The 25,119-nt window shown below is 44.0% G+C and carries 21 protein-coding genes and 1 pseudogene; 15 read left to right on the forward strand and 7 right to left on the reverse strand.

Annotated features, from left to right (window positions below; translation table 11 throughout):
- Positions 1–2 precede the first annotated feature (2 nt).
- From preA to C232_RS0107170, 3 genes are read left to right on the forward strand one after another with little or no spacing between them, the layout of a single operon-like run.
- Positions 3–1,286, forward strand: coding sequence for an NAD-dependent dihydropyrimidine dehydrogenase subunit PreA (preA, locus tag C232_RS0107160; protein ID WP_018662779.1), 1,284 nt, complete (start codon positions 3–5; stop codon positions 1,284–1,286).
- 14 nt (positions 1,287–1,300) lie between these two features.
- On the forward strand, positions 1,301–2,716 hold the full coding sequence (hydA, locus tag C232_RS0107165) for a dihydropyrimidinase (RefSeq protein WP_018662780.1): 1,416 nt from the start codon (positions 1,301–1,303) through the stop codon (positions 2,714–2,716).
- Between the two features lie 15 nt (positions 2,717–2,731).
- Entirely contained in the window at positions 2,732–2,920 is a 189-nt protein-coding gene (locus C232_RS0107170) for a hypothetical protein (protein ID WP_018662782.1), read from the forward strand.
- Between the two features lie 214 nt (positions 2,921–3,134).
- Here C232_RS0107170 and C232_RS0107175 read toward each other — a convergent pair whose 3' ends face one another.
- Entirely contained in the window at positions 3,135–3,836 is a 702-nt protein-coding gene (locus tag C232_RS0107175) for a FadR/GntR family transcriptional regulator (RefSeq protein ID WP_018662784.1), read from the reverse strand.
- Positions 3,837–4,165: 329 nt separating this feature from the next.
- Here C232_RS0107175 and C232_RS0107180 point away from each other — a divergent pair, with 329 nt between their 5' ends.
- Positions 4,166–5,569 (forward strand): amino acid permease, encoded by a 1,404-nt coding sequence (locus tag C232_RS0107180; RefSeq protein ID WP_018662786.1) that lies wholly within the window; start codon positions 4,166–4,168, stop codon positions 5,567–5,569.
- 204 nt (positions 5,570–5,773) lie between these two features.
- Here C232_RS0107180 and C232_RS0107185 read toward each other — a convergent pair whose 3' ends face one another.
- A complete protein-coding gene (locus tag C232_RS0107185) occupies positions 5,774–6,931 on the reverse strand; it encodes an iron-containing alcohol dehydrogenase (RefSeq protein WP_018662788.1) in 1,158 nt (385 codons plus the stop codon).
- 157 nt (positions 6,932–7,088) lie between these two features.
- Between C232_RS0107185 and C232_RS0107190 the strand changes: the two genes are divergently transcribed.
- The 3 genes from C232_RS0107190 (at position 7,089) to C232_RS0107205 (ending at position 9,994) form a co-directional block, all read left to right on the forward strand.
- Positions 7,089–7,706, forward strand: coding sequence for an NUDIX hydrolase (locus C232_RS0107190; RefSeq protein ID WP_018662792.1), 618 nt, complete (start codon positions 7,089–7,091; stop codon positions 7,704–7,706).
- 465 nt (positions 7,707–8,171) lie between these two features.
- The gene (locus C232_RS0107200) at positions 8,172–9,389 is read left to right on the forward strand and encodes an ammonium transporter (RefSeq protein WP_018662794.1); all 1,218 of its coding nucleotides are present in this window, start codon (positions 8,172–8,174) and stop codon (positions 9,387–9,389) included.
- Positions 9,390–9,589: 200 nt separating this feature from the next.
- Positions 9,590–9,994 (forward strand): YkvA family protein, encoded by a 405-nt coding sequence (locus C232_RS0107205; RefSeq protein ID WP_018662795.1) that lies wholly within the window; start codon positions 9,590–9,592, stop codon positions 9,992–9,994.
- 157 nt (positions 9,995–10,151) lie between these two features.
- Here the strand turns inward: C232_RS0107205 and guaC are convergent, their stop codons facing one another.
- A complete protein-coding gene (guaC, locus tag C232_RS0107210) occupies positions 10,152–11,135 on the reverse strand; it encodes a GMP reductase (RefSeq protein WP_018662796.1) in 984 nt (327 codons plus the stop codon).
- A gap of 707 nt (positions 11,136–11,842) precedes the next feature.
- Here guaC and C232_RS0107220 point away from each other — a divergent pair.
- Both C232_RS0107220 and C232_RS20230 read left to right on the forward strand, forming a co-directional pair.
- Positions 11,843–12,907: a DUF5105 domain-containing protein gene (locus C232_RS0107220; RefSeq protein WP_018662798.1), complete on the forward strand. Its 1,065-nt coding sequence runs from the start codon at positions 11,843–11,845 to the stop codon at positions 12,905–12,907.
- Positions 12,907–14,049 (forward strand): TcaA second domain-containing protein, encoded by a 1,143-nt coding sequence (locus tag C232_RS20230; RefSeq protein ID WP_018662799.1) that lies wholly within the window; start codon positions 12,907–12,909, stop codon positions 14,047–14,049. Before C232_RS0107220 ends, C232_RS20230 begins: the two co-directional genes overlap by 1 nt.
- 201 nt (positions 14,050–14,250) lie before the next feature.
- Here the strand turns inward: C232_RS20230 and C232_RS0107235 are convergent, their stop codons facing one another.
- Entirely contained in the window at positions 14,251–15,429 is a 1,179-nt protein-coding gene (locus C232_RS0107235; RefSeq protein ID WP_018662801.1) for a trans-sulfuration enzyme family protein, read from the reverse strand.
- Between the two features lie 202 nt (positions 15,430–15,631).
- On the opposite strand from C232_RS0107235, the gene C232_RS0107240 reads away from it, so the two are divergent.
- From C232_RS0107240 to menC, 6 genes and pseudogenes are all read left to right on the forward strand, one after another.
- A complete protein-coding gene (locus tag C232_RS0107240) occupies positions 15,632–17,167 on the forward strand; it encodes a bifunctional GNAT family N-acetyltransferase/carbon-nitrogen hydrolase family protein (protein WP_018662802.1) in 1,536 nt (511 codons plus the stop codon).
- Between the two features lie 477 nt (positions 17,168–17,644).
- Positions 17,645–18,208 (forward strand): alkyl hydroperoxide reductase subunit C, encoded by a 564-nt coding sequence (ahpC, locus tag C232_RS0107245; protein ID WP_018662803.1) that lies wholly within the window; start codon positions 17,645–17,647, stop codon positions 18,206–18,208.
- 15 nt (positions 18,209–18,223) lie between these two features.
- Entirely contained in the window at positions 18,224–19,777 is a 1,554-nt protein-coding gene (ahpF, locus tag C232_RS0107250) for an alkyl hydroperoxide reductase subunit F (RefSeq protein ID WP_018662804.1), read from the forward strand.
- A 219-nt stretch (positions 19,778–19,996) separates the two neighbouring features.
- Positions 19,997–20,371: pseudogene (locus tag C232_RS0107255) on the forward strand (amino acid permease); the annotation flags it as partial.
- A gap of 17 nt (positions 20,372–20,388) precedes the next feature.
- Positions 20,389–21,216 carry a GNAT family N-acetyltransferase gene (locus tag C232_RS0107260; protein ID WP_018662806.1) on the forward strand — a complete coding sequence of 276 codons (828 nt, stop codon included), beginning with the start codon at positions 20,389–20,391 and terminating at the stop codon, positions 21,214–21,216.
- A 15-nt stretch (positions 21,217–21,231) separates the two neighbouring features.
- The gene (gene menC, locus C232_RS0107265; RefSeq protein ID WP_018662807.1) at positions 21,232–22,344 is read left to right on the forward strand and encodes an o-succinylbenzoate synthase; all 1,113 of its coding nucleotides are present in this window, start codon (positions 21,232–21,234) and stop codon (positions 22,342–22,344) included.
- Positions 22,345–22,479: 135 nt separating this feature from the next.
- Here menC and C232_RS0107270 read toward each other — a convergent pair whose 3' ends face one another.
- From C232_RS0107270 to C232_RS0107285, 3 genes are all read right to left on the reverse strand, one after another.
- Positions 22,480–22,704: a hypothetical protein gene (locus C232_RS0107270; protein WP_018662808.1), complete on the reverse strand. Its 225-nt coding sequence runs from the start codon at positions 22,702–22,704 to the stop codon at positions 22,480–22,482.
- A 260-nt stretch (positions 22,705–22,964) separates the two neighbouring features.
- Entirely contained in the window at positions 22,965–23,486 is a 522-nt protein-coding gene (locus C232_RS0107275) for a folate family ECF transporter S component (protein ID WP_018662809.1), read from the reverse strand.
- Between the two features lie 387 nt (positions 23,487–23,873).
- Complete coding sequence (locus C232_RS0107285; protein WP_018662811.1) at positions 23,874–25,073, reverse strand: NupC/NupG family nucleoside CNT transporter; 1,200 nt, start codon at positions 25,071–25,073, stop codon at positions 23,874–23,876.
- Between the last annotated feature and the right edge of the window lie 46 nt (positions 25,074–25,119).

A 25,119-nucleotide genomic window follows, 5' to 3' on the forward strand; every position in this document is an offset into this window, starting at 1 on the left:
ATTTGGCAGACTTGCACATAAATTTTGCCGGTATCAAGTCGCCCAATCCGTTTTGGCTTGCTTCCGCGCCGCCAACTAATTCCGGTTACCAGGTACAGCGCGCGTTTGAGGCAGGATGGGGCGGGGCGGTTTGGAAAACACTGGGGGAACCCATCATCAATGTAACTTCCCGTTTTGCTTCTCTCCAGTTTAACGGGCAAAGAATGGCCGGATTCAATAATATTGAACTTATCACCGACCGGCCGCTTGAAGTAAACCTGAAAGAAATCTATGAAACCAAGAAGAAATTTCCGGACCGTACCATCATTGCCTCGCTCATGGTCGAACCAAAACAGGAAAAATGGCATGAAATTGTAAAAAGAGTGGAAGAAACAGGAGTTGACGGTCTTGAATTAAATTTCGGATGCCCGCATGGCATGGCGGAGCGGGGGATGGGCTCGGCTTCCGGGCAAGTGCCCCAATTGGTGGAGCAGCAGACCTGCTGGGTTAAGGAAGCAGCCAATACCCCTGTGATTGTAAAACTGACTCCAAACATTACAGATATTACGGCAACGGCTTATGCGGCGGTACAGGGAGGCGCTGATGCAGTCAGTATGATCAACACCATCAATAGCCTGATGGGGGTTGATCTTGATACATGGCAGACCACACCGCATGTAGCAGGCCTCGGCACGCATGGCGGCTATTGCGGACCTGCCGTAAAGCCGATTGCGTTGAATATGGTTGCGGAATGTGCGCGCCATTCAGAAATAACGGTTCCGATTTCGGGAATCGGCGGGGTATCCACCTGGAAAGACGCCGCTGAATTCATGCTGATGGGCGCGTCCAATGTCCAGGTCTGCACAGCCGCCATGCATCACGGTTTTTCGATTGTTGAGGATATGATTGATGGATTGAACAATTATCTGGATGAAAAAGGACTTCAGTCTGCCATGGACTTGGTCGGGGAATCCGTCCCAAAATATAAGGATTGGGGAGAACTGGACCTGAACTACAAGGTGGCTGCCCGTATTAACCAGGATGCCTGTATCCACTGCAATAAATGTTATATTGCATGTGAGGATACCGCCCACCAATGCATTGATAGGATTGTTGATACAGCCGGAAACAGCATATTAAAAGTTCGCGAAGAAGAGTGTGTAGGCTGCAATCTCTGCTCGCTTGTCTGTCCGGCCGACGGGGCCATCGACATGGTGGAACTGCCAGCAGGGGTTCCGCTCACCTGGAATGAACGCCAGCACAAAATAGCCGGTCTGCAAGCGGGCCAAATCACAATCGAATCATAAATGGAGGAGAATTCATGAAAAAACTCGTTAAAAATGGAATAATTGTAACCGCTGCTGATACGTATGAAGCTGATATTTTAATAGAAGGGGAGAAAATCGCGGAAATTGGCTTGAATCTCCCTGCAAACGGGGCAGAAGTGATTGATGCAAAAGGCGCTTATATTTTTCCGGGCGGAGTCGATCCGCATACGCACCTCGATATGCCTTTCAATAACACGGTGACCGATGATGACTGGGAAACCGGCACAATTGCTGCGGCTTTTGGCGGAACTACTACTATTCTTGACTTTTGCCTTACAACAGGAGATCGCACGCTAAAAGAAGCGGTGCAACGCTGGCATGGTAAAGCGAACGGAAAAGCGGCGATTGATTACGGATTCCACTTAATGCTGGCCAATATGGATGACAAAGTCATGGCAGAACTGCCGCTTGTCCTCGAAGAAGAGGGCATCACATCCCTGAAAGTGTTTATGGCGTATGCAAAAGAATTTCAGGCAGATGACCGCACATTATTCCGTGCTTTTAAAGCGGCAAAGGAGGCGGGCGCGCTGGTGATGGTGCACTGCGAAAATGGCAGTGTCATAGATGAACTTGTAACCAGAGCGCTCGCCGGGGGGCATACAGAACCGATTTACCATGCGTTAACAAGGCCGCCGGAAGCAGAAGGGGAAGCGACGCACCGGGCCATTGAACTGGCGCACATGGCGGACTCGCAATTGTATGTCGTCCATGTTACCTGTGCTGAGGCAGTCCGGCAGATTGCCGAGGCACGGTCCAAAGGCTATAAAGTATGGGGAGAAACTTGCCCGCAGTACCTTGTGCTCGACCAATCCTATTTGGAGAAACCCAATTTCGAAGGTGCCAAATATGTATGGTCTCCGCCACTCCGTGAGAAAGCCAACCAAAAAGTATTATTTAACGCCTTGAAAGCGGGAATCCTGCAAACGCTTGGGTCGGATCAATGTTCCTTTAACTTTAACGGGAAAAAGCAGCTTGGCCGCAATGATTTTTCAAAGATTCCAAACGGCGGCCCGTTCATTGAAGACCGCTTCAGCATACTTTACTCGGAAGGCGTCCAAAAAGGAAATTTAAACCTAAACCAATTCGTTGATATTGTTTCCACCCAGCCTGCAAAGTTGTTCGGGTTGTTCCCGCAAAAAGGAACAATTGCGGTGGGCGCAGATGCGGACCTGGTAATCTTTGACCCGGAAGTAAAACGTGTCATCTCCGCTAAAACCCACCACATGAATGTAGACTACAGCGCATTTGAAGGAATGGAAATTACGGGAGAGCCGATCTCCGTTTTATGCCGCGGTAACTTCGTCATTAAGGAGAAACAGTTTGCTGGTGAACCAGGAAGCGGAAAATACCTGAAGCGGAAAAAATTTAATGACGGAAGCCTGCAGGCCCAAACGACGGCCGCCGTCTGAAATTGAGGGATTATGATGCACGAATTCACATTATGTAAACGTGAGATAGAAGAGATTGACCGTTTATTGAAACGCGGTTTTCAAATCTCCGCTGCCGAAGAAACGTTAAGCGGATCACTTGTCAGCTTCACCAAGAAAAATCAATATAAGACACTGCTGATTTTAACGCCGGGAGGAAGAAAGTATTTTTCTCTTAAAATATAGCATGAAAAAATCCCATCGTTCGGCAAGGAGCGATGGGATTTTTTCACGCAGCTCTTTTTATTTATCCCACCTTAACGGGCAGTAAGACTCCCACCTCAAGATTCAAGGTACGAAGAAGGATAGGTGGGAGATCAAACTGCCCGTAAAGGTCCGATTGGTTCAACTAACCATCAGTGGGGGATGAAGAAAAACCCCCACTGATGGAAGTTTCACTTTATTGGACAACTTTTGCTTCAACTTCTTCCAAATGAGAGAGCAATTCCTTCCTCGCATCGTCCGCATCTTGTTTTTCAATGGCATGGTAGATTCGCATATGCTGATCATAAAGGGTGCTGAAATCCGAGTCATCCGTGAACAGCAGGATTCGGTGCGTGTCTTTCATAGACATATCAATTAAATCAGAGACATGATTCATCAAACCGACTAATAGAGGATTATGGGAAGCTTGAGAGATGGCGAGGTGAAAAGCCAGATCCGCTTTCTCCGCCAGCACTTCATCGCCGGCGGCAGCTTCCATTTCTTTCAATGCACCGCGCATTTTCATCAAATCTTCCGACGTTCTTTTCTTTGCTGCGACAGCGACGGCACCTGTTTCGAGGATTTTTCTGACTTCGAGCAGATTCATGATATCTCCCCTGTTCATCAGCATGGCCTGCACAATCGGAAAATTGAGGAGGGAGGGTTCAAAATCCCTTACAAAAGTGCCCTCTCCCTGTTTTAGCTCGATTAAACCCATCGCCCGCAGTGATGTAAGCGCCTCGCGGACAGCAGACCTGCTGACAGAGAAGTTTTCCGCCAGCTGCTGGACAGAAGCCAATTTATCCCCGGGTTTCAGTTTCCCGCTCCGGATCATTTCCATCAGGGTACTTGCAACTTGTTCATATATTTTTTTCGGTTGGATTTTTTTATATTCCATCATAGACTCTCCTAAACGATGATTATCCTTACTTCTATTAAAACGGTGAATTTGGAAATATGCAAACCTAATTTGCAGCGTGGATATCAAACCGGTATTCTCCATGGGGTGAAAACCGGCCGGATCTTGTATTCTCCGGCATCTGCCTTTTTCATCCGGGGAAATCAAAGTTTTTTTATTCACGGGCACCTTCCCTTTCCCAGGGTGTGGGATTATTTGCCATATAGATATTTTAATGAACTAGTGATTTACCACTTTACTAAACTAAAGGAATAAGGTAGAATAATTTCATGATGATGTACGAGAACAACCTTGAAGGGTGAGTATATATGAATAAAAAATGGGGACTCTGGACGTTAACGATGTTTGTTGTTGGAAATATGGTAGGGGGCGGAATTTTTATGCTGCCGGCAAACCTCGCCAAGGATTCGGGGGCACTTGGTTCAACATTAGCCTGGGCATTGACCGGTTTCGGCGTCCTTATGATTGCACTGGTGTTCGGAAACCTGGCGATTCGAAAACCAAACTTAAAAGCCGGACCGCAAAGCTATGCACAATCTCTTTTTAAATCGAAAAAAGCCGGAAAGATTGCCGGCTATAGTATGGCCTGGGGCTACTGGGCAGCAAACTGGTCCGCGACCGCTTCTGTTATTATTTCATTCGTCGGCTACCTCACGACTTTCTTTCCAATTATGCAGAGTACAAATGTGATGATGTCAATCGGCTCTTTCCAATTGGAAACAGGAAAGTTTTTTACATTTGCCGTTTGTACGGTAATGTTGTGGGGCATTCAATGGATTCTTGCCGGCAACTTTAACAGCGGCGGGAAAATGAACCTTGTTGCAACGATTACGAAGGTACTCGGTTTTATGATGTTTATTATCATAACCGTATTTGCATTTAATGCAGCCAACTTTGGTCATGCAGCTGCTTTTACAGATGCAAACGGCCATGCCATCTCGCTCGGCAGCCAAATCAATAATGCGGCGATTTCAACTTTATGGGCATTTGTCGGGATTGAATCAGCTGTGATGTTGTCAAACCGTGCCAAATCGCAAAAAGATGTAAAAAAAGCAACTTTACTCGGCCTGCTGATTTCGATGCTCATTTATGTAGGCATCACACTGCTTACAATGGGCGCCCTCTCCCAGGCGGAACTGCGTGCATCGCAAAAACCGCTTGTCGATGCGCTTGGAGAAGTGCTTGGCGTAAACGGGCAGTTTATTTTAGCGGCATTGGCATTAATATCACTGTTTGGTTCTACAGTGGGCTGGATCATTGTCAGCTCTGAGGTTCCTTACCAGGCGGCAAAGGCCGGCCTGTTCCCGAAATTTTTTGCCAAAAGCAATGAAAAAGATACACCGGTCCGTTCGCTGACGGCAACCAATAGCATGACACAAATCTTTTTGTTTTCCACCATTTCCGGAACGATTTCGGAAGCATATGATTTTGCAATTGTCGTTGCTACTCTGGCCTACCTGATTCCATATCTTGTCTCGGTCATTTACCAATTTAAACTTGTGATCACCGGCGAAACTTATACGTCTGCCCGCACGCGCCGGACGGACGGCATCATTACGATGGCCGCACTGATTTATTCCGTCTGGGTGATTGTGACAGGGACGGCGGATTTAAAAACTTTCTTCTTAGGGATCGGATTGTTTGTGATTGGACTGGTTATGTATCCGGTATGGATGAGGGAGAACAGGACGCTGAAAGAAGCTTGGGAATAAGATTCATGTTTGGGAGTGTGGAGCGTAGTCCGGTTCCACACTTTTTTTAATTTGGAAATGAGGAACAAAAGCATTTTTAACATCATTTTTTCGAAAAATGTCGTTTATGAGCGGTAGGAAGATCCTAAAGAGCGATAAAAGCCCACAGAAGGTATTCTCCCATGGGCTTTTTCCGGTGCCGTTCATGACAAGCGGTGAACCCTATCACAAACTCATTTTCAAAATTTCATAAACATCCTGCTCGGAAAGTTTCTTGAAACTGCCGATCGGTCCGAATGGCAGTGCTTTTTTCGCCATCGTTTCCAGTTTTTCATCGCCAATATTATAATCAGCTAAGCGGCTTGGCGCACCGATTTCATTAAAGAAATGACGGACTGCATCGATGCCGGCAAGGGCAATTTCCTCATCGGTTTTTCCCTTAGGATCAACGCCCCAAACTTCAATGGCAAAGCGTTTAAAGCGGGATACATCTTCCTTATAAACATACTTCATCCAGTTCGGGAAGATGACAGCAAGCCCGCCGCCGTGCGGAATGTCATATACCGCACTCACAGCATGCTCGATCGAGTGGGTTGCCCAGTCTGTTTCCACGCCGGTTGCAAGCAGGCCGTTTAAAGCAAATGTTGAACTCAGCATCAGGTTCGCACGCGCGTCATAATCCTCAAGGTTTTGCAGTACTTTTCCCGCGTTTTCAATCACTGTCTTCATGATTGTTTCAGCAAAGCCGGTTTGCAGGGGGATTTCTTTTGTATGTGAAAAATATTGTTCAAATACATGGGATAAAGTATCGGAAATTCCATAGACGGTTTGATTTTTCGGAACAGTGAATGTGTTTTCAGGATCAAGGATGGAGAAAGTTGGAAATGTCGTGCTTGCTCCGTGTTTTTGCTGCGTATCCCAGTTTGTGACAACGGAGCTTCTGTTCATTTCGGATCCGGTCGCAGATAAAGTCAGTACCGTACCAAGCGGCAGTGCTTTTTCAACAACTGCTTTCCGTTCGTAAAAATCCCATACATCGCCGTCATACAGAGCACCGCAGGCGATCGCTTTAGAACAGTCAATCACGCTGCCGCCACCGACTGCGAGAATCCAGTCAAGCTGATGTTCGCGGATCAGGGCGATTCCTTTATTTACAGTGGACAGGCGCGGATTTGGTTCAACACCCGGCAGTTCCGGCACTTCGCATCCTTTTTTCCGGAAGATGGTTTGCAGCTTATCATAAAGGCCGGACCGTTTAATGCTGCCTCCGCCATATACGAGCAGGATGCGTTTGCCAAGCTGGTCGATTTTCTTTTCCAATTGGCTCAGCTGTCCTTTGCCAAAAATCAGCTCAGTAGGGTTGTGAAATGTAAATGAATTCATGCAACAACCTTCTTTCTTTTATTTTTTACAGTGAGATTGTACCACAATTTAGCATGTGCCAAATAATTTAAAGGCTTGCATGGTGAAAACGCACGCCTTGTTACTGTCATGGTAAAATAAAGAAAGCAAATGAATATGAAACCATGGTGGCGATTGGATGGAAAATGAATTACTGAAAATTTTTGATGAGAATGGTTTGGTTCTTGGTACGGCAACAAGGGCTGAGGCACACCGGAAAGGTCTCTGGCATGAAACTTTCCATTTCTGGCTGGTCGGCTGCGAAAACGGGAAGCGGCAAATTTATTTCCAAATCAGAAGCCCGCATAAAAAAGATTTCCCGAATAAACTGGATATCACGGCTGCCGGTCATTTACTTGCACACGAAACGGTTATGGACGGCATCCGTGAAGTAAAAGAAGAACTTGGATTAGACATCCCTTTTGGAAATCTTCATCCCGCCGGAACGATCCCCAATGTTACAAAAATGGAGGGATTTATTGATCGGGAATTCTGTCATGTTTTCTTCCATCATACAACGGATATCTTACAGGAATTTCAGCTCCAGAAGGAAGAGGTTGCCGGAATTGTAAAGGCAGATGCTGAAGTATTCGCAGCATTTTGCGAAGGTAAAGTGGACGCGGTTCGGGTAAAAGGCTATACGATAGGGGAAGACGGACAGCAGCATTTATTTGAAAAAAATGCAAAAATCAATGACTTTGCCCCGCATCAGCCCGGATATTTTAAAAAAGTGGCAACTGCGGCTCAGGCGTTGTAGAATGATGAGCAGGGGAAATGAACGGAATTTTTTCAAAACGTTAATCATATTTTAATATTGTTGATGTATGATTGGTTCATCATAAGTTGTCCGGGCTTTTGTCTCTGGCTGCTGATTCGGTATATGCCGGGCCGGCGGTTACGATCAGGGTCCGGATAACGTCCACTGTCATTATAAATCAGTATTAGGAAAATACTCCCATCACCGGCATGGGAGTATTTTCATTTTACAGGACAGGCCGCAAAGGTTCTTTTGTCCTGGCTCTTTGCGCTATTGATAAGAAATATGATCGTTTGGCACTATATGTAAACGGATTCATCTAACCTTGTAAGAAAACCTGACAACAAATAAAAAATTTTTAAAAAATTTTAAGAAAAAGTATTGAAAAAATGATTGTTTTCTCATATGATAGTTTATATAACAAATAGATGTTAAAAAAACTTACATTTAGAAAGGGAGAGACGAATGGTACCTGCAGATTCAGTTTTTATGTTTGTATCGACCGTGCTGGTATGGATTATGACGCCTGCCATTGCACTATTTTACGGGGGAATGGTAAAAAGTAAAAACGTATTAAGTACCGCAATGTACAGTTTCGGGTCACTCGGAATTGTCTCGGTATTATGGGTTCTCGTCGGTTACTCGCTTGCTTTTTCAACAGGCGGCAGCGGGCTGTTGGGGGACTTAAGCTGGGCAGGGCTCAATGATGTAACATTCAAACCAAATGCGGATTACAGTGCAACAATTCCTCATAATCTATTCATGATGTTCCAAATGACTTTTGCTATCTTAACCATTGCCATTATTTCCGGTGGATTTGTTGGAAGGATGCGCTTCTCCGCTTATCTGATTTTCATTTCATTCTGGCTGCTGCTCGTTTACTCTCCGGTTGCCCACTGGGTATGGGGCGTTGGCGGATGGCTGCGCGATCTCGGCGCATTGGACTTTGCAGGCGGGAATGTTGTTCATATTTCTTCCGGTGTAGCAGCGCTGGTGCTTGCGCTTGTGCTGGGAAAACGGAGAGAGAACACACCGTCAGGCCACCACAATCTGATGCTTGTCTTACTCGGCGGCAGCTTCCTGTGGCTCGGCTGGTTTGGATTTAACGTGGGCAGTGCTTTAACATTAAACGATGTCGCGATGTTTGCTTTTATTAATACGAATACAGCAGCTGCCTGCGGGTTGATCGGCTGGGCCGGCATTGAATGGATCGTGAATAAAAAGCCTACTGTATCGGGGGCCATTTCCGGCGGCATCTCAGGGTTGGTTGCCATTACACCGGGTGCAGGATTTGTTACACCAATGGCTTCGATTCTAATCGGCCTTATTGGCGGAATTGTTTGCTTCTGGGGCGTCACGTACCTGAAATCAAAACTCGGTTACGATGATACATTAGATGCATTTGGCATCCATGGTATCGGGGGTACCTGGGGCGGTATTGCAACAGGATTGTTCGCTACAAAAGCCGTCAATTCTGCCGGGGCAAACGGCTTGTTCTACGGGGATCCGGCTTTGGTTTTAAAACAGCTGGTTGCCATTGTCTCCACTTACATTTTTGTAGCGGTTGTAACATTTGTCATTATCAAAGCCATTCAACTATTTATGCCGATTCGTGTGGATGAAGAAGCCGAAGTGAAAGGCCTGGACATTACGATACACGGTGAACATGCTTATATCGACTAATTGCATATAAAAGTGCAGCAGAAAAGAGCCGGATTATCCGGCTCTTTTCTGTTCATGGGAAGTGAAGCCTGATCCCGTTATTTTTCTTATTCTTTGAAGAATGAAAGCATATTCCTTCTTTCCTGTGGTAATTTCACAATGAAGGAGGAGTTTTTGTTAAAATAGCCTTAACGGAATAGGTGAAGAAGGGGGCTGTCAAAATGGAACATCTACCTGAAAAAATGGAAACCCGTATGCAGAGGACACGCAAATACTTTTCAGAGCAAAGTTTTTGGACAAAGTTAAAAGAATTTGCTAAAAAAGCAGGTTCCGGTATTGTCTACACGGCCTTGCTTTTATACTACACGCTGCAAAAGCCGAATGTACCCAAAAAAGCAAAAGCGACCATTATCGGGGCACTCGGCTACTTTATCCTGCCAACCGATTTGCTGCCGGATATCCTGCCGGTCGGCTTTACGGATGATTTGGGCGCGCTTGGCCTGGCACTTGTCCAAGTGGCCATTTATATTGACGATGATGTGAAAGCAATGGCAAAAGAAAAGCTGGCACAGTGGTTTGGAGAACTTGCGGATACCTCAGAAGTGGATAAAAGATTGGATAAATAAAGAAAACATCCTGCAGAATGCTGTTTTTTCTGCAGGATGTTTTCGTATCATCAATCTATTGCCCGCCGCTCAGAAAATCCGCGCCCGCGGTCGATCATAGGGAAAACGAAAGTCCGTACCAAAGGAAAATACGCGGCGGCGGTCGATCAAACGATTCTTAATATACCCGGTCTCCGTTAAAGATGGAGCTTTTCACGACTACATAATCGACTTTACGGATGTCGGCCAGTTTGTTTCCGCCGGCGTATGAAATGGAGGATTGCAGGTCTTGCTCCATTTCGGTCAACGTATCCTGTATTGGGCCTCTGTATTCCACATACATTTTTTTACCTTCAACGTTTTTTCGTTCGCCTTTTTGAAATTCGGAAGCCGAGCCGAAGTATTCTTTATAAAGCTTTCCGTCCATTTCAACCGTCTCACCCGGTGATTCTTCGTGTCCTGCGAATAGTGAACCAATCATGACCATGGTAGCGCCGAAACGGACCGATTTTGCAATATCTCCGTGCGTCCGGATTCCCCCGTCTGCGATAATCGGTTTGCTGGCAGCTTTTGCACACCAGCGCAGCGCAGCCAGCTGCCAGCCGCCGGTACCGAATCCGGTTTTAATTTTCGTTATGCACACTTTTCCCGGCCCGATGCCGACCTTTGTCGCATCCGCGCCGGCGTGTTCCAATTCCCGCACAGCTTCAGGTGTACCAACGTTTCCGGCAATAACAAAGCTTTCCGGCAGCTGTTTCTTAATATGGCGGATCATGCGAATAACGGCATCGGAATGGCCGTGCGCAATATCAATCGTGATATATTCCGGAATCAGCTTTTCAGCAGCGAGCGCCCCGATAAAAGCAAATTCATCAGCTTTAACACCGACACTGATCGAAGCGTATAATCCGCGCGCCTGCATATCCTTTATAAAACCGGCGCGTTTCTCCGGTTCGAACCGGTGCATGATATAAAAATAATCATTTTCTGCTAAATAGATGGCGATTTTTTCATCAATAATGGTTTGCATATTTGCGGGCACAACAGGCAGTTTAAATTTACGGCCGCCCAGGGCCACGGTAGTATCACATTCAGAACGGCTGTTTACAATACATTTTTCCGGAATTAGCTGTATATCTTCATAATCAAACACAGTATCCATGTTTTTACACTCCTAAAAACGAATATTATATCAATATAACTAAAAATCGTTCGTACATAGGTACTTTACCTTATTTTAATCAAGATGTCAAAGCTTTTGGGGCTAAATAAAATGAACTTAAATTTTACATTAAGACGTAGCATCAATTTGCATGACTGCTGCTTTTTACAGTTGGCAGCAGAGTAGCAGTGTTTCGTTCATTTTATATAACATTAAAATTCACATATTTTTTCAGACAGTATATGGAAGAATTTACGTCATCTCTTGATCGGCCGCTTGTCACCGGGATCCCGCAGTTTTTGCGGGAAGTTTATTTAAATAAATGCATTCCGTACTGAAAAAATGTATCGAAGCAGGGCATTTTGAACATTTTCCTTTTCATCATAAAAAGCCTTTTGTCCACAGGAATGGCGCGGCAGATTCGTACATAAGATCAATTATTGCAGGAATCAGTTTTCAACGTATGATAAAAATCAGCTCATACAGATGAAATAGCCATTGAAAAACAGAGCAATTCCAGGATAAGCGTAAGACAGGCGAGTAGCGGAAGATTCGACACATATCTGTGATTTTGTAAATATTTCTTGGGAAATACCGATTGGTTTCGACATGAAGGGCAATTTTTTCGCATGCCTTTCATTTAAATAAACCTGTTACAGGGGAAACAGGGTTTCATTGCATCAAGAAGACGACAGAGGGGGATTTCTATGCTTAAAAGATTGAATGCTATTTTATTGTTTTTTGTCATGGCCGTGGTTCTTTCGGCATGCGGCAATTCCGGTGCACCGGCTGATGGGAAATCAGGAAAAAGTAAAAACAATACCATTGAAGCATCGATTGCCGGCGCTTCCTATGTATTATTGGGAGATGACGACGGTGCTAGTGAAGACCAAAGTAGTGCCGGCACTTTAGCTGTTGACCTCAAAGTGAAAAATGTTTCCGAAAGTTCCATTCTGTTATCTCCGGGTCAGGATATTAAGCTGTATGACGGGGATGAAGAAGTCAATTTTGACGGCCATGCATACAGTTCAAAACTGGATTTAGATTCAAGTTCAAGCGGCAGTATCGGCGCCGGGAAGTCAAAAACAATTACGGTGTATTTTAATGTCAATAAAGATAAAACCTATGAAATCGGCCTTTCCCCATACACAGATAACGGGAAAAAAAGCAAGGAATTAAAGCTCGAACTCGACACGAAAAAATACAGCAAGAGTTTTAAGACCCTGCAGGATCCGGCAAAAGCTTTAAAGGCTTATGTTGAAACGATCTATTTTGGCAAAGATAATCCGGATTACGAGAAATATACAGCCGCTGACAAGGAAACGGTGCAAAAAGAGGCGCAAAAGGCTTTTAAAGATGTGATGGAGGACATTGTTGATGATCTTTCTGATGCAGATGCTGAGAAATATTATCAATCTTATAAATCTGCAGCAGCGCAGAAGGTAAAGATTGAAACAGAGACCGAGGCGGTTGCGAAGGGAAGAGCAGTTGTAAAACTGAACTATACAACCATTCCGACTAATGATCTTTATGACAAACTGGGAGATTATGAGGATGAATACAATGACAGCCTTGCCGACTACGATACTGAGAAAGCCGAAAAATATGCGCTTTCTAAATTTGATACGATCGTTAACGCCATAGAGCCTGAGGAAGCAGGCAATCCGCTCGAAATTCCGATGGTTCTGAAAGACGGAAAATGGTCGGTTTATGCATCGGATTATAACAGCAAAGAACTGTCTGAAATTTTTGGCGGTGGGAGGGTCTATTAATGGTGGTACGGCATTTGAAGAATAAATTTCTGATTGCAACCGTTGCTGCCGTTATTTTTGCCACTGTGGCCACTTTGATTATCCTATATCAGGCAACAAAACCGGAAAAAGTGCTGGCTAAATTTGAAGATGCTGTTAATCAAAAGGACACAAAACAGATGGAAAAACTGATTAAGACAGACAATCAGCATGCGCTCATTAACAATGTGTCCCTGAAAGCCTTGCTTAACTACTTAAAAACCAATAACAACAGTTATAACGTAGTAAAGGATGGCATTCGGACCCAGATTAAAGAAAAAAACTATTCGCAAACCAATCAGCAAATCAGTTTAATTGAGGATGGTAAAAAGTGGGGATTCTTTCCCAACTACAAGTTAATGGTCAAAACCGTTGATTTGAAAGTGAGCGGCCAAAACGATCGGGATAAAATCACCGTGTCCATCAATAAGATGAACTTGCCGAAAAAGAAGAATCAGACGGTGTACGGCCCTTTTCTTCCTGGTACCTATCAGGCCCTGGTTACCGTAAAAAATGATTTGGGGACATTTTTTCAAAAAGAAAAGAAAGATCTTTGGGGAAACCCGGAAGTAAGCCTGGTCATCGATAGTAACCAACTGGCCCGGAAAAATAAGGATGTCCAAAAAGATATTATATCAGCGATTCAATTATTTAACCATGATCTGGCTGTCTATGAAACTTCAGGATTTGATGCGGAAAAGCTTACGAATGCGACGGAAGATTTCAAAGATAATTTCACACTGGAGCAAGCACAATTTAACTTGGTAAAAGAATATGTGGATGAAATGCAGGCCCAATATCTCGGTTCAGTTGTCAATTTTGACGTGTTCAGTATCACCAATTTTGATTCCGTATGGAGAGCAGAGATTGAAGCCCTCGTTTCCTATAATGAAAAAATAAAATATAAAGGCCAAAAAAATGATAAGGATCTTTCCTACAAATCTATTCGTAAATATACGCTGATATATAACCCGGATAAGAAAAAATGGATGATTGACAACGCGAAAGACTCAGAGGCGGACGGAAATGAAAGCAATTTGTGGAAGAACAAAAAAGAAATCAAGTTGAAAGACGCTCCTGTGATGAAATGGAGCCGGGAGAAAGACAGTAAGAGTAACCTATAGGATTTTTCAAAAAGAAAAAGGCGGAACATGAGCCTTTTTCTTTTTGTGCAACATGACCCCTGCCATCTGTGAAAAGTCAGAGTCACCAGGCTATATTTAAAAAGCTGTCCGGTCATAAGAAACATGCGGCCAAATCGAAAAAAGTAAATTTACAAATAAGGGCTTTACTCGGAAATTTCAAGTGAATGATTGTATCTTTTCTTAAAATTGGGCTAACCCTTGCTGCAAGTCATCGATCAGCAGATTCGGGTCTTCAAGCCCGATTGCAAGGCGAATAAGACCAAGACCGAGCTTTTCGCCTTGCAGCTGTTTCTCATTGGAGCCGTAAAAAGGCGACCAGACAAGGCTTTCAAAAGAACCCCAGGAGACCCCGATCTTGAAAACCTTAAGGGCGTTGATTAGTTTCACCATGTTTTCAAAACCGGTTTGGTGGAGTTCGAAACTGAGCAGGCCTGAAAAACCAAGCATTTGTTCTTCCGCAACCCCAAAATCAGGTTGGGTTGGCAGCCCGGGATAGTGGACAGCCTTGACTGCAGGATGATTTTGTAAAAATGCTGCCACTTCTTTTGCGTTTGCCTCATGGGCTTTCATGCGCAAAGGCAGGGAGCGGAGCCCGCGGATTAAAAGCGAGGCATCGTAAGGGGAAAAAGCAGCCCCGAGCAAAAGCAATTCTTGATTGAATAGTGATTCCATTCGTTTTTTGCTGGAGATAACAGCCCCGCCCAGGCAATCGCTGTGCCCGCCCAAATATTTTGAAGCGGAATGGACAACGATGTCTATTCCCCATGTTAATGGTTTCTGAAACAGCGGCGTTGCCCAACTGTTATCAACAATGGTGCAGATATTTCGTCTGCGTGCAATCTCTGCGATCCTTTTCAAATTGACGACACGATACAGCATATGTGTCGGGCTTTCAATGTATATGGCACGGGTATTGGGCCGTATCGATTGTTCAATCATTTTTTCACCCGGATCATAAACAGTTGAATAGGTGATGCCGAACTTTTCCAAATATTGGACAAGCGCGATCGTTGTAGAATAAATATGGCCGATCAACAACAGGTGATCACCCCGGCCCAGGCTGTTCATCAGGGCGGCATTGATCGCTGCCATTCCCGAACTGAAGGTGATGCATTGTTCCCCGCGTTCTAATGCTGCAAGCTTTTTTTCGGCGATTTCCACAGTTGGATTCTTTCCGCGCCGGTATACATAATGGCTTTCGATATGTAAATCAGCTTGGGCCAGTGCTTCAAAGGATGGGTAAGTAAAAACGGTATTGCCAAAAACAGGCGGAATCACCGCTCCCCCGAATTCTTCCCTGCCTTCTTCAAAATTCAGGCAAATTTCCTGATCTGCTTTAAAAAATTTTTCATTATGCATGTAAAAAGCTTCTCCTTCATTAGAAATTCCATTCCGTTATATGCAATGCTTCTTATATAACATTTCCAAACCGGGATTTTTTATTTTTGTACCGCTGGCAGTTCAGGCTATAATATAGCCAGTGAGCCTGTAACAAGCAAAATGATTTTGAGTTTATCACAAAATAAAACGAAGATGTGAATTTGAATAAGGATGTGAGCATATGTCTGAAGCAGATATGTCCAAATACGAGAAAAAAATTATTGTTCGAAATATCCGAATGGAAGATATTGATGAAATCATGGAGATGTGGAAAAAATGTTTTCCCGGAATGGAACCATGGAAACGGGAACAGCTTGAAAGCCATATCCGGATTTTTCCGGAGGGCCAGTTCTGTGTGGAATATGAGGGTAAAATTGTCGGATCCTGCTCAAGCCTGATCGTCAATTTTGATGAATATCATGACCAGCATACCTGGAATACGATTACAGACAACGGATATATTACGAATCATGATCCCAACGGTTTTAACCTTTATGGAATTGAAGTCATGGTTGACCCGGATTACCGCCGGATGAAGCTCGGGCACCGCTTGTACGAGGCACGGAAGGAACTGGCGCGCAAATTAAATTTGCAAAGCATTATCATCGGCGGCAGGATCCCAAATTACTATAAATACAAAGATAAAATGACACCCCGTGAATATGTGGCAGAGGTGGAAATGCACAGCATTTATGACCCGGTATTATCCTTCCAGCTTCTTGAAGGCTTTAAAATTAAACGGATCAACAGCCGGTACCTGCCGGATGACAAGGAATCCGCTGCATTTGCCACTTTAATGGAATGGAATAATGTTGACTACCTGCCTAAGTCACGGCGTGTTTATCATGCTGCATTTCCAGTCAGAATTACGGCCATTCAATATATGATGAAAAAAATTGATTCCCTTGAGGATTTCATCAGGCAGGTTGAATATTACGTTGATGTAGCTGCTGACTTCGGATCCGATTTTGCTGTGTTCCCGGAAATTTTTACAACCCAATTGATGTCCTTTTTGAATGAAAAAAGGCCGGATCAGGCTGTCCGCAAGCTTGCGAAATACACAGATCAATATATTGAATTGTTTACAAAACTTGCCGTTCGATATAATGTCAATATTATTGGCGGATCCCACTTTGTCGAAGAGGATGGCAATGTTTATAATGTCGCCTTTCTTTTCCGCCGCGACGGCACGATTGAGCGGCAAACGAAGCTCCATATTACACCAAATGAACGGAAATGGTGGGGGATTGCAGAAGGGAACGAGCTCAATGTGTTTGATACGGACTGCGGAAAAATTGCCATTCTGGTTTGCTACGATATCGAGTTTCCGGAAATTGCCCGCATTGCTGTTGACCATGGCGCCAACATCATTTTTGTCCCATTTTGTACCGATGACCGCCAGGCATACCTTCGTGTCCGTTACTGCGCCCAGGCACGTGCGATCGAGAACCAGGTCTATACGTGCATTGCCGGCACTGTCGGGAACTTAACCCACGTCGAAAACATGGATATCCAGTATGCGCAATCCGGCATTTTCTCGCCATCCGACTTCGGGTTTGCCAGAGATGGTATTGTCGGAGAATGTGATGCCAACGTGGACACGGTTGTTGTCGGGGATGTCGACCTGGAAAAACTAAGACGCCATCGAAACAGCGGTTCAGTACGGCAGCTGCGGGACCGGAGAAGGGATTTGTACCGGATTGAGATGAAGAAATAATTCAATACCGTAGAGAATGAAGGAAAGCTCATGGGACATGGGCTCTTCTTTATGGACTGGGAAATCCTATGGGGGCTAAAAAACGGGAAAGCACCAGCAGTGGGGATAGGATCTTGCCGCTTTTTATTTTGCTCAGGGTTTTTGAGTGATCTTGGCCGGTGCCTGTTTTCGCCGGTAATGCAGATGAGATACATGATAAGTATAAATGATTATCATTATCATTAATGAAGGAGCAGATTCGAAATATGATTGCTGAACCGCCCTTCAAAATAAAAATAAGTTTTTAAAAGCATATTGCTTTACTGTTCAATCTAAAATGCCTGATAATAAGTAATGAAAGTGAATGCTTTCACTTGACAGGAGAATCAGTTTTATATAATAATGATAGTGTAATGATAATCATTTTAGTTTGCTGACGTATTTTCACTACATACTTGTGGCAAACTATGGATAAATCACATAAGGAGGAATTTTATTATGTCCCTAATTGGAAAAGAAGTATTGCCTTTTAAAGCACAAGCATTTCACAACGGTGAATTTATAGAAGTGACAGAACAAGATTTTAAAGGTAAATGGAGTGTTGTTTGCTTTTATCCTGCAGACTTTTCATTCGTTTGCCCGACTGAATTGGAAGACCTGCAAAACCAATATGCTACTTTGAAGGATCTTGGTGTTGAAGTATATTCTGTTTCAACTGATTCACATTTTGTACACAAAGCATGGCATGACCATTCAGAAGCCATCAGCAAAATTGAATACATTATGATCGGCGACCCTTCACAACAAATTTCCCGCAATTTTGATGTCCTGATTGAGGATGAAGGTGTTGCTGACCGTGGTACTTTCATCATTGATCCGGATGGCGTCGTTCAAGCTCTTGAAATTAATGCTGGCGGTATTGGACGCGATGCAAGCACCCTCATTAATAAAATTAAAGCAGCGCAATATGTACGCCAACATCCAGGAGAAGTATGCCCGGCTAAATGGCAAGAAGGTTCTGAAACACTGAAACCAAGTCTTGATCTTGTCGGCAAAATTTGAGGAGCCTGATACATTATGTTATTAGATGAAGAAATTAAATCGCAGTTGGCGCAGTACTTGCAGATGATGGAAGGCGACGTCCTTTTCAAAGTCAGCTTGGGCTCTGATGAAGCATCCCGCAACACGCAGGAGCTGATTGATGAATTAACGAAGATGTCTCCGAAAATTAAGGTGGAAAAGGCCCAACTGAAAAGAACGCCGAGCTTCAGTGTAAACCGTCCTGGAGAGGATACCGGCATTACTTTTGCGGGGGTTCCGATGGGCCATGAGTTTACATCATTTGTACTCGCACTGCTGCAGGTAAGCGGGCGGCCCCCGAAAATTGATCAAAAAGTCATTGATCAAATCAAAAACGTAAAGGGCGAATATCATTTTGAAACCTTTGTCAGCCTGACTTGCCAAAACTGCCCAATCGTTGTTCAGGCGTTGAACGTGATGAGCGTTTTGAACCCGAATATTACACATACAATGATCGATGGTTCTGTATTCCGTGATGAAGCTGAAAGCAAAGGCATCATGGCGGTTCCTTCCATCTATTTGAACGGCGAGTTTTTCGAAAGCGGCCGGATGGAAGTGGAAGAGATTCTTGCCAAGATCGGCAGTACGCCGGATCCAACAGAGTTTGCTGAAAAAGAACCATTCGATGTGCTTGTTGTCGGCGGTGGTCCTTCCGGTGCCAGTGCGGCGATTTACGCTGCGCGGAAAGGCATTCGCACCGGGATTGTGGCTGAACGCTTCGGCGGGCAAATCCTCGACACAGTCGGGATTGAAAACCTGATCGGTACGAAATACACGGAAGGCCCTAAGCTCGCTGCAAACCTTGAAGAACACGTTAAACAGTATGATGTGGATATCATGAATTTGCAGCGTGCGAAACGGCTGGAAAAGAAAGATTTCATTGAAATCGAATTAGAAAATGGTGCCGTTCTGAAGAGTAAAACGGTTATTATTTCAACCGGTGCGCGCTGGCGTAATGTAAATGTGCCCGGCGAAGCAGAGTTCAAGAACAAAGGGGTCGCTTACTGCCCTCACTGTGATGGCCCGTTGTTTGCCGGTAAACATGTTGCGGTAATTGGCGGCGGCAACTCCGGTGTTGAAGCAGCCATTGACCTTGCTGGTGTAGTAAAACATGTTACCGTTATTGAATTTGCACCGGAACTGAAAGCAGACAGCGTGCTGCAGGACCGTCTTTTCAGCCTTCCTAATGTCACGGTAATTAAAAATGCCCAAACAAAAGAAATTACCGGTACTGACAAAGTGAACGGCTTAACGTACGTTGACCGTTCGACAAGCGAAGAACACCATATTGAATTGGAAGGTGTATTCGTCCAAATCGGTCTTGTGCCAAATACAGACTGGCTCGATGGCACGCTTGAACGCACACGGATCGGCGAAATTGTTGTGGATAAACGCGGCGCAACAAGCATTCCCGGTGTTTTTGCAGCGGGCGACTGCTCAGACAGCCCCTATAAGCAAATTATTATTTCAATGGGATCCGGTGCAACGGCTGCCTTAAGCGCATTTGACTATCTTATTCGAAACGAAAACAAAGATCCACAGCGTGTGTGATCGACGATGTATAAACCCTATATTTTTTCGAAAAGCGGCTTTGCTATCTTACAGATAGTAGAGCCGCTTTTTGGTTAAAAAATACTTTTCGCGGTACGATTACTGCCTTTGGGGTTATTTAAAGAACAAGCCTTATATCACATTTCTTCTTCATTGCCGGAATGGAAGAAAGTTCCACAATGCAACGAACTCCCCTACCTGCTAAAAAATGCTCCCTTATCCGATTTTGGTGAAGGGACAGTTTATGGATGGCTTTTAAATGCTTCCAGTTTGGCGGGATTTTTATCCTGGCTTGGGATTTTAATTTCCCACATGCGGTTTCGCAGGGCATATCTCGCACAGGGCAACCGGCTGTCTGATCTGCCTTATGTATCCAAATGGTATCCGGCTGGTCCCATTCTCGCGATTATTTTATGTTTAACTGCAATACTCGGGCAAAACTACAGTGCCTTTTTCGGCCCGAAAATTGACTGGTACGGCGCATTTGTTTCTTATATTGGGCTGCCGCTCTTCCTGCTGGCATATTTCGGTTATAAAATTGTAAAAAGAACAAAAGTAGTCCCATTACATTTAACAGATTTAAGCCGGGAATAAAAGATTGGAGGTACAAAATGTTTCTTGAAAAGTTTGAGATCCGCCCGCTGCACACGATTGAAGAAATGGAAGAGGCGCGGAAACTGGAAAGCAAAGTATGGGGAAGCGCGGAATCAATTCCGGTCCACCAAACGATCACGGCTGTGAAAAACGGCGGCCTCATGGTTGGCGCCTATCACCAGGACAGATTGATCGGCTTCCAATACAGCTTTCCGGGATTTGACGGTGAAAAAGCTTATCTATGTTCGCATATTTTGGCGACCGATCCCGCATACCGCAACAAAGGAGTCGGCGAAAAATTAAAGCTTGCCCAGCGTGATGAGGCTTTAAAGCTCGGTTACAGCCTCATTCAATGGACATATGACCCGCTCGAAAGCATTAATGGATATTTAAATATCGGCAAGCTCGGCGGTATTTGTTCTGTGTATATCCCGAATTGTTACGGTGAAATGGACGACTTCCTGAACAAAGGAATCCCGTCCGACCGTTTTCTCGTCCAATGGCATATTTTAGGAGAACAAAAGACTGGTAAGTTTTCAGAAGTATTTAATGAAGAGACAGTTCTTCGTTCTTCTTTATGGAAGTGGGAAACCAATAAACAGGGACTGCCGCTGCTCACGGAAACCATTACAGCAGATATTGAAAACAAAAATGTCTGGTTTGTCCCTATTCCAAAGCATTACCGCCAAATTAGAGAAACCAATATGGCGCTTGCCACTGACTGGAGGATGAAAACGCGCGATACTTTTACCCGGCTTTTTTCACTCGGTTATAAAGCAAGCAGTTTTAAAAAAATCATCAATAAGGAAATCCCCGTAAATTTTTACATGCTTGCGAGAAAATAAGGAGAGAATGTTGCAATGAAAATAGAACGCGTCATTTTGCGGTATTTAAAACTTGATCTGCTCTATCCGTTTACAACAAGCTTTGCCACAGAATACGATCGGGATTTTATTTTAGTGGAGGTGGTGAACGAAGACGGGCTCTCCGGGTGGGCGGAGTCGGTGGCGATGATTGATCCGCTGTATAATGAAGAAACGGTAAAAACAAACTGGCACATACTTGAAGATTATTTAATCCCAATTGTTCTGAAAAACGAAATCGTCCATCCTGATGAACTGAGTGAAAAGTGGTTTGCCCATCTGCGCGGCAACCAGATGGCCAAGGCAGCGATTGAGGGTGCTGTTTGGGATTTATATGCGAAAGAAAAAAATCTAACGCTCGCGGGTGCGCTTGGCGGTGAAAAAAAACAAATTGAAGTTGGCGTCTCAATTGGCATCAAAAGCTCTATAGAAGAAACGCTGGAGACGATCGGTGCACGTCTTGCAGAAGGCTATAAACGTGTGAAGCTGAAAATCAGACCGGGCTGGGACGTGGATTTAATCGGCCATGTTCGGAAAATCTATCCCGATCTTCCGCTCATGGCCGATGCGAACTCTGCTTATACGCTGAATGATGCCGGAAGACTGAAAGCACTTGATGAATACAATTTAATGATGATCGAACAGCCTCTTGCTTATGATGACATCATTGATCATGCGGAATTGCAGGCGCAGCTGAAAACGCCGATTTGTTTGGATGAGAGCATTCATTCGATTGAAGATGCCCGCAAAGCAATCAAGCTGGGAAGCTGCAAAATCATCAATATAAAAATCGGCCGTAACGGCGGCCTGACAGCATCAAAAAAAATCCATGACCTTTGCCAGGCTAACGGGATTCCGTTATGGTGCGGCGGCATGCTTGAGTCCGGTATCGGGCGCGCCCATAATATTGCAATCACCACCTTGCCGAACTTTACCCTTCCCGGGGATATCGCAGCCTCTTCACTTTATTGGGCAGAAGATATCATTGAACCGGAAGTTACAGTTGAAAATGGTTCGATCACAGTCCCAACTGCGCCCGGCATCGGATATAAACCAAGTTTGGATAAAATAAATCGATATACGGTCTACAGCCGTACATACCGTAAATAACTTTAAAGAAAAGATCAGCCCGTCCGCCACCTTAAAGGAGTAGCAGACGGGCTGAAAATGGGAAAATATTTTAGTGATGCATGAACATGTTGTGGTAAATGATGATGTGGCCCTTTCATAGAAGAAATGGCGAGGTTATTTTGCTCTTTTTAAAATCTCTACATCAGCTCTTGTATCAAGCAGTTCTTTATTCAAAATTTCTAACTTCTTATCTATTTTTCTAACCTGTTCCCTTATTTCCTTTTGCCCTTCTTCCAAAGAGTCTATTCGCCCGGATAAATTTTGCTCCATGGATTTCATTTGTTGAGATAACTCAAGAATAGCCTGCAAAATAACATTTTGATTGACTTCCTTTTCCATATTTTCACCTCCTCATTTATTCATGAATTCATTATAAGACAAAGTATACGACAATTTTAGACGCAGGTCTACAGGGAAAAATGCGGGCTATCCTGACTTTATTTTTACATCAGTGCACATATTTCAATTTTAGACAGGATCTCCTAAAGCAGCTCCGCCCGAAAGTGAACTTAAGTTTTTTAATATAATATTGAAAATTACGCAACGATGTTTGGCCGCTCCAAATTGTTGATCCATTGCATTTCGGTTTTTTTATACGCTTAATGATTTGCTCCGCCGAAAGACAAGGTATGTTTCAAACTTACGGCAAGGGATTTCCAAACGACGTGGATCATGATGACCTGAATAGGGTACATCATGACGGATTTAATGAACCGCGCAGGTAATAAGCCAAGTATTCCCTTTCCGGTTAGCATCCACAGCCATAGTGTATCTAATCCAAGGTTAACAACTATAGTAATGATCAATACCGCCATGCAAACTCTCCAAAATCTGACAGACATATGATATAAAAACAATCCGTAAATGGCGCCTGACAGAAACGCAGAGAATGTGAAACCGGGGAAATAAGCATACCCTGCCGGAAACAGCATCATTCCAATAATATCCGCCAATCCGGCTGTTACGCCTGCAAATAACGGCCCCAATATGACAGCAGACATTGCTGTGGCAATAAAAGTGAAGCTGATTCGTATGATCGGAGTTTGGATGGAAAAAAATCGTGTTGAAATCACTTCTAATGCAATAAACAGGCCGACAAATACTATTTTTTTAACATGCATGGTTTAACCCCCCATTATGCAGATCCACCGTGTGTAAGCGAAAAGTATATAATTAACAACAAATTCATAATAATAATATAGTTTTATTATCCGGCGCGGATGGCATGTTGTCAATATGGTAAATGGGCCGGGGTAATCTATGTACGTTGACGAGGGCTTCAAAATTTTCCAACTATAACACTTCCAGATCAGATTTATCGTTTGCAGCAAACTGCCCATTTTTATTGAAATCAGTTAACGGGACCTGCATTTTACTCAAAAATTCCTTCTGGCTGTAACTCCGCTTTATATAGACCAAAATATCCCCTTCCTGTTCACGCGGCATATGCGTCATACAAGGAAGGGGATTGATTAAAGGTTATTTAAATCTGTATCCAGTATGCCGCATTACCATACAAACAATCCAACCAGACCGGCACTTAATAACGATACGAGGATACCGGAAACAATTAAATACCCGGCATTTTTAGAAATTAAGTTCACCGTTTCTTTGTCAGACAGATTTTTAAAAGCGCCAATCACCATTCCTAATGTAGAAAAATTTGCAAAAGAGATCAGGAAGGTACAGAGGACAGCTTGAAAGTGCGGTGCAAAAGAATGAACTTTCGATGCAATTTCACCCATCACAACAAATTCATTGGTGACCAGTTTAGTCCCCATATATTGCGCCATTTGGAAAGCCTGATCGGCCGGCAGACCCAGCAGAAAGCTGAACGGAAACATGATGACTCCCAAAATGGATTCCAGTGTCAGCCAAGGCGCAATTAACATCAGCAATTGATCAATCAATGCGGCCAATGCAACAAAAGAAATAACAGAGGCTGCAATGATTAAAATTAATTTTCCTGCTGCGAGGATAGAATCCCCGAGAAAAGAGAAGAAAGGTTCTTTTTCCTCTTTTTGTACCTCTACAATGGTATCCTCTTCAGGTTTAATTTTTACAGGGTTTAGGATATTGGCAATAATGATGGCATTAATGATATTTAAAGGAATCGCCGACAATACGAAGCGACCGGGCACCAATTGGGTATAAGCGCCGACAATCGCTGCAGAAATACAGCTCATGGACATCATTGCCAATGTTAAATTCCGCAGTGCACTGTTCTTTTTGATTTGCAGGCTGGAAACTGCCAAAGCTTCTGTATTGCCCAGAAACATCATTTCCACAGAGAAGAAAGATTCAAATTTCGGCTGGCCGGTAATTTTCGATAAAATCCAGCCCAATTTTCTGATAATCCATGGCAGGACATTGAAATACGTTAAAATATCAAATAACGGAACAACCAATAAGATTGGGAGCAGGGCACTGACAAAGAAGTCCATTTGTTTAACGTGGACCCAGCTGCCGAAAGCAAACCCGATTCCGCTGTAGGCGGTTTGGACGAGCCAGTTAAAACCGTATGCCGCCCCGCTAACCATTGCCCGTCCGATTGGAAAGCTGATTAAAAACCAGGCTAAGAACAAGTTCAAGGCCAACATAATTGAAATGGACTTCCATTGAATTTGCTGTTTATTTTTTGATATCAGATAAGCAACACCAATAAATACCAGTATCCCGATGACATTGATCAGTAAATATCCAAGCATAGTGAGCGATCCCTCTTTCTTTTGATTACAGTTTTCCCCGGGTAAA

It is taken from the genome of Heyndrickxia acidiproducens DSM 23148 (assembly GCF_000374345.1).
Lineage (GTDB): Bacteria > Bacillota > Bacilli > Bacillales > Bacillaceae_C > Weizmannia > Weizmannia acidiproducens.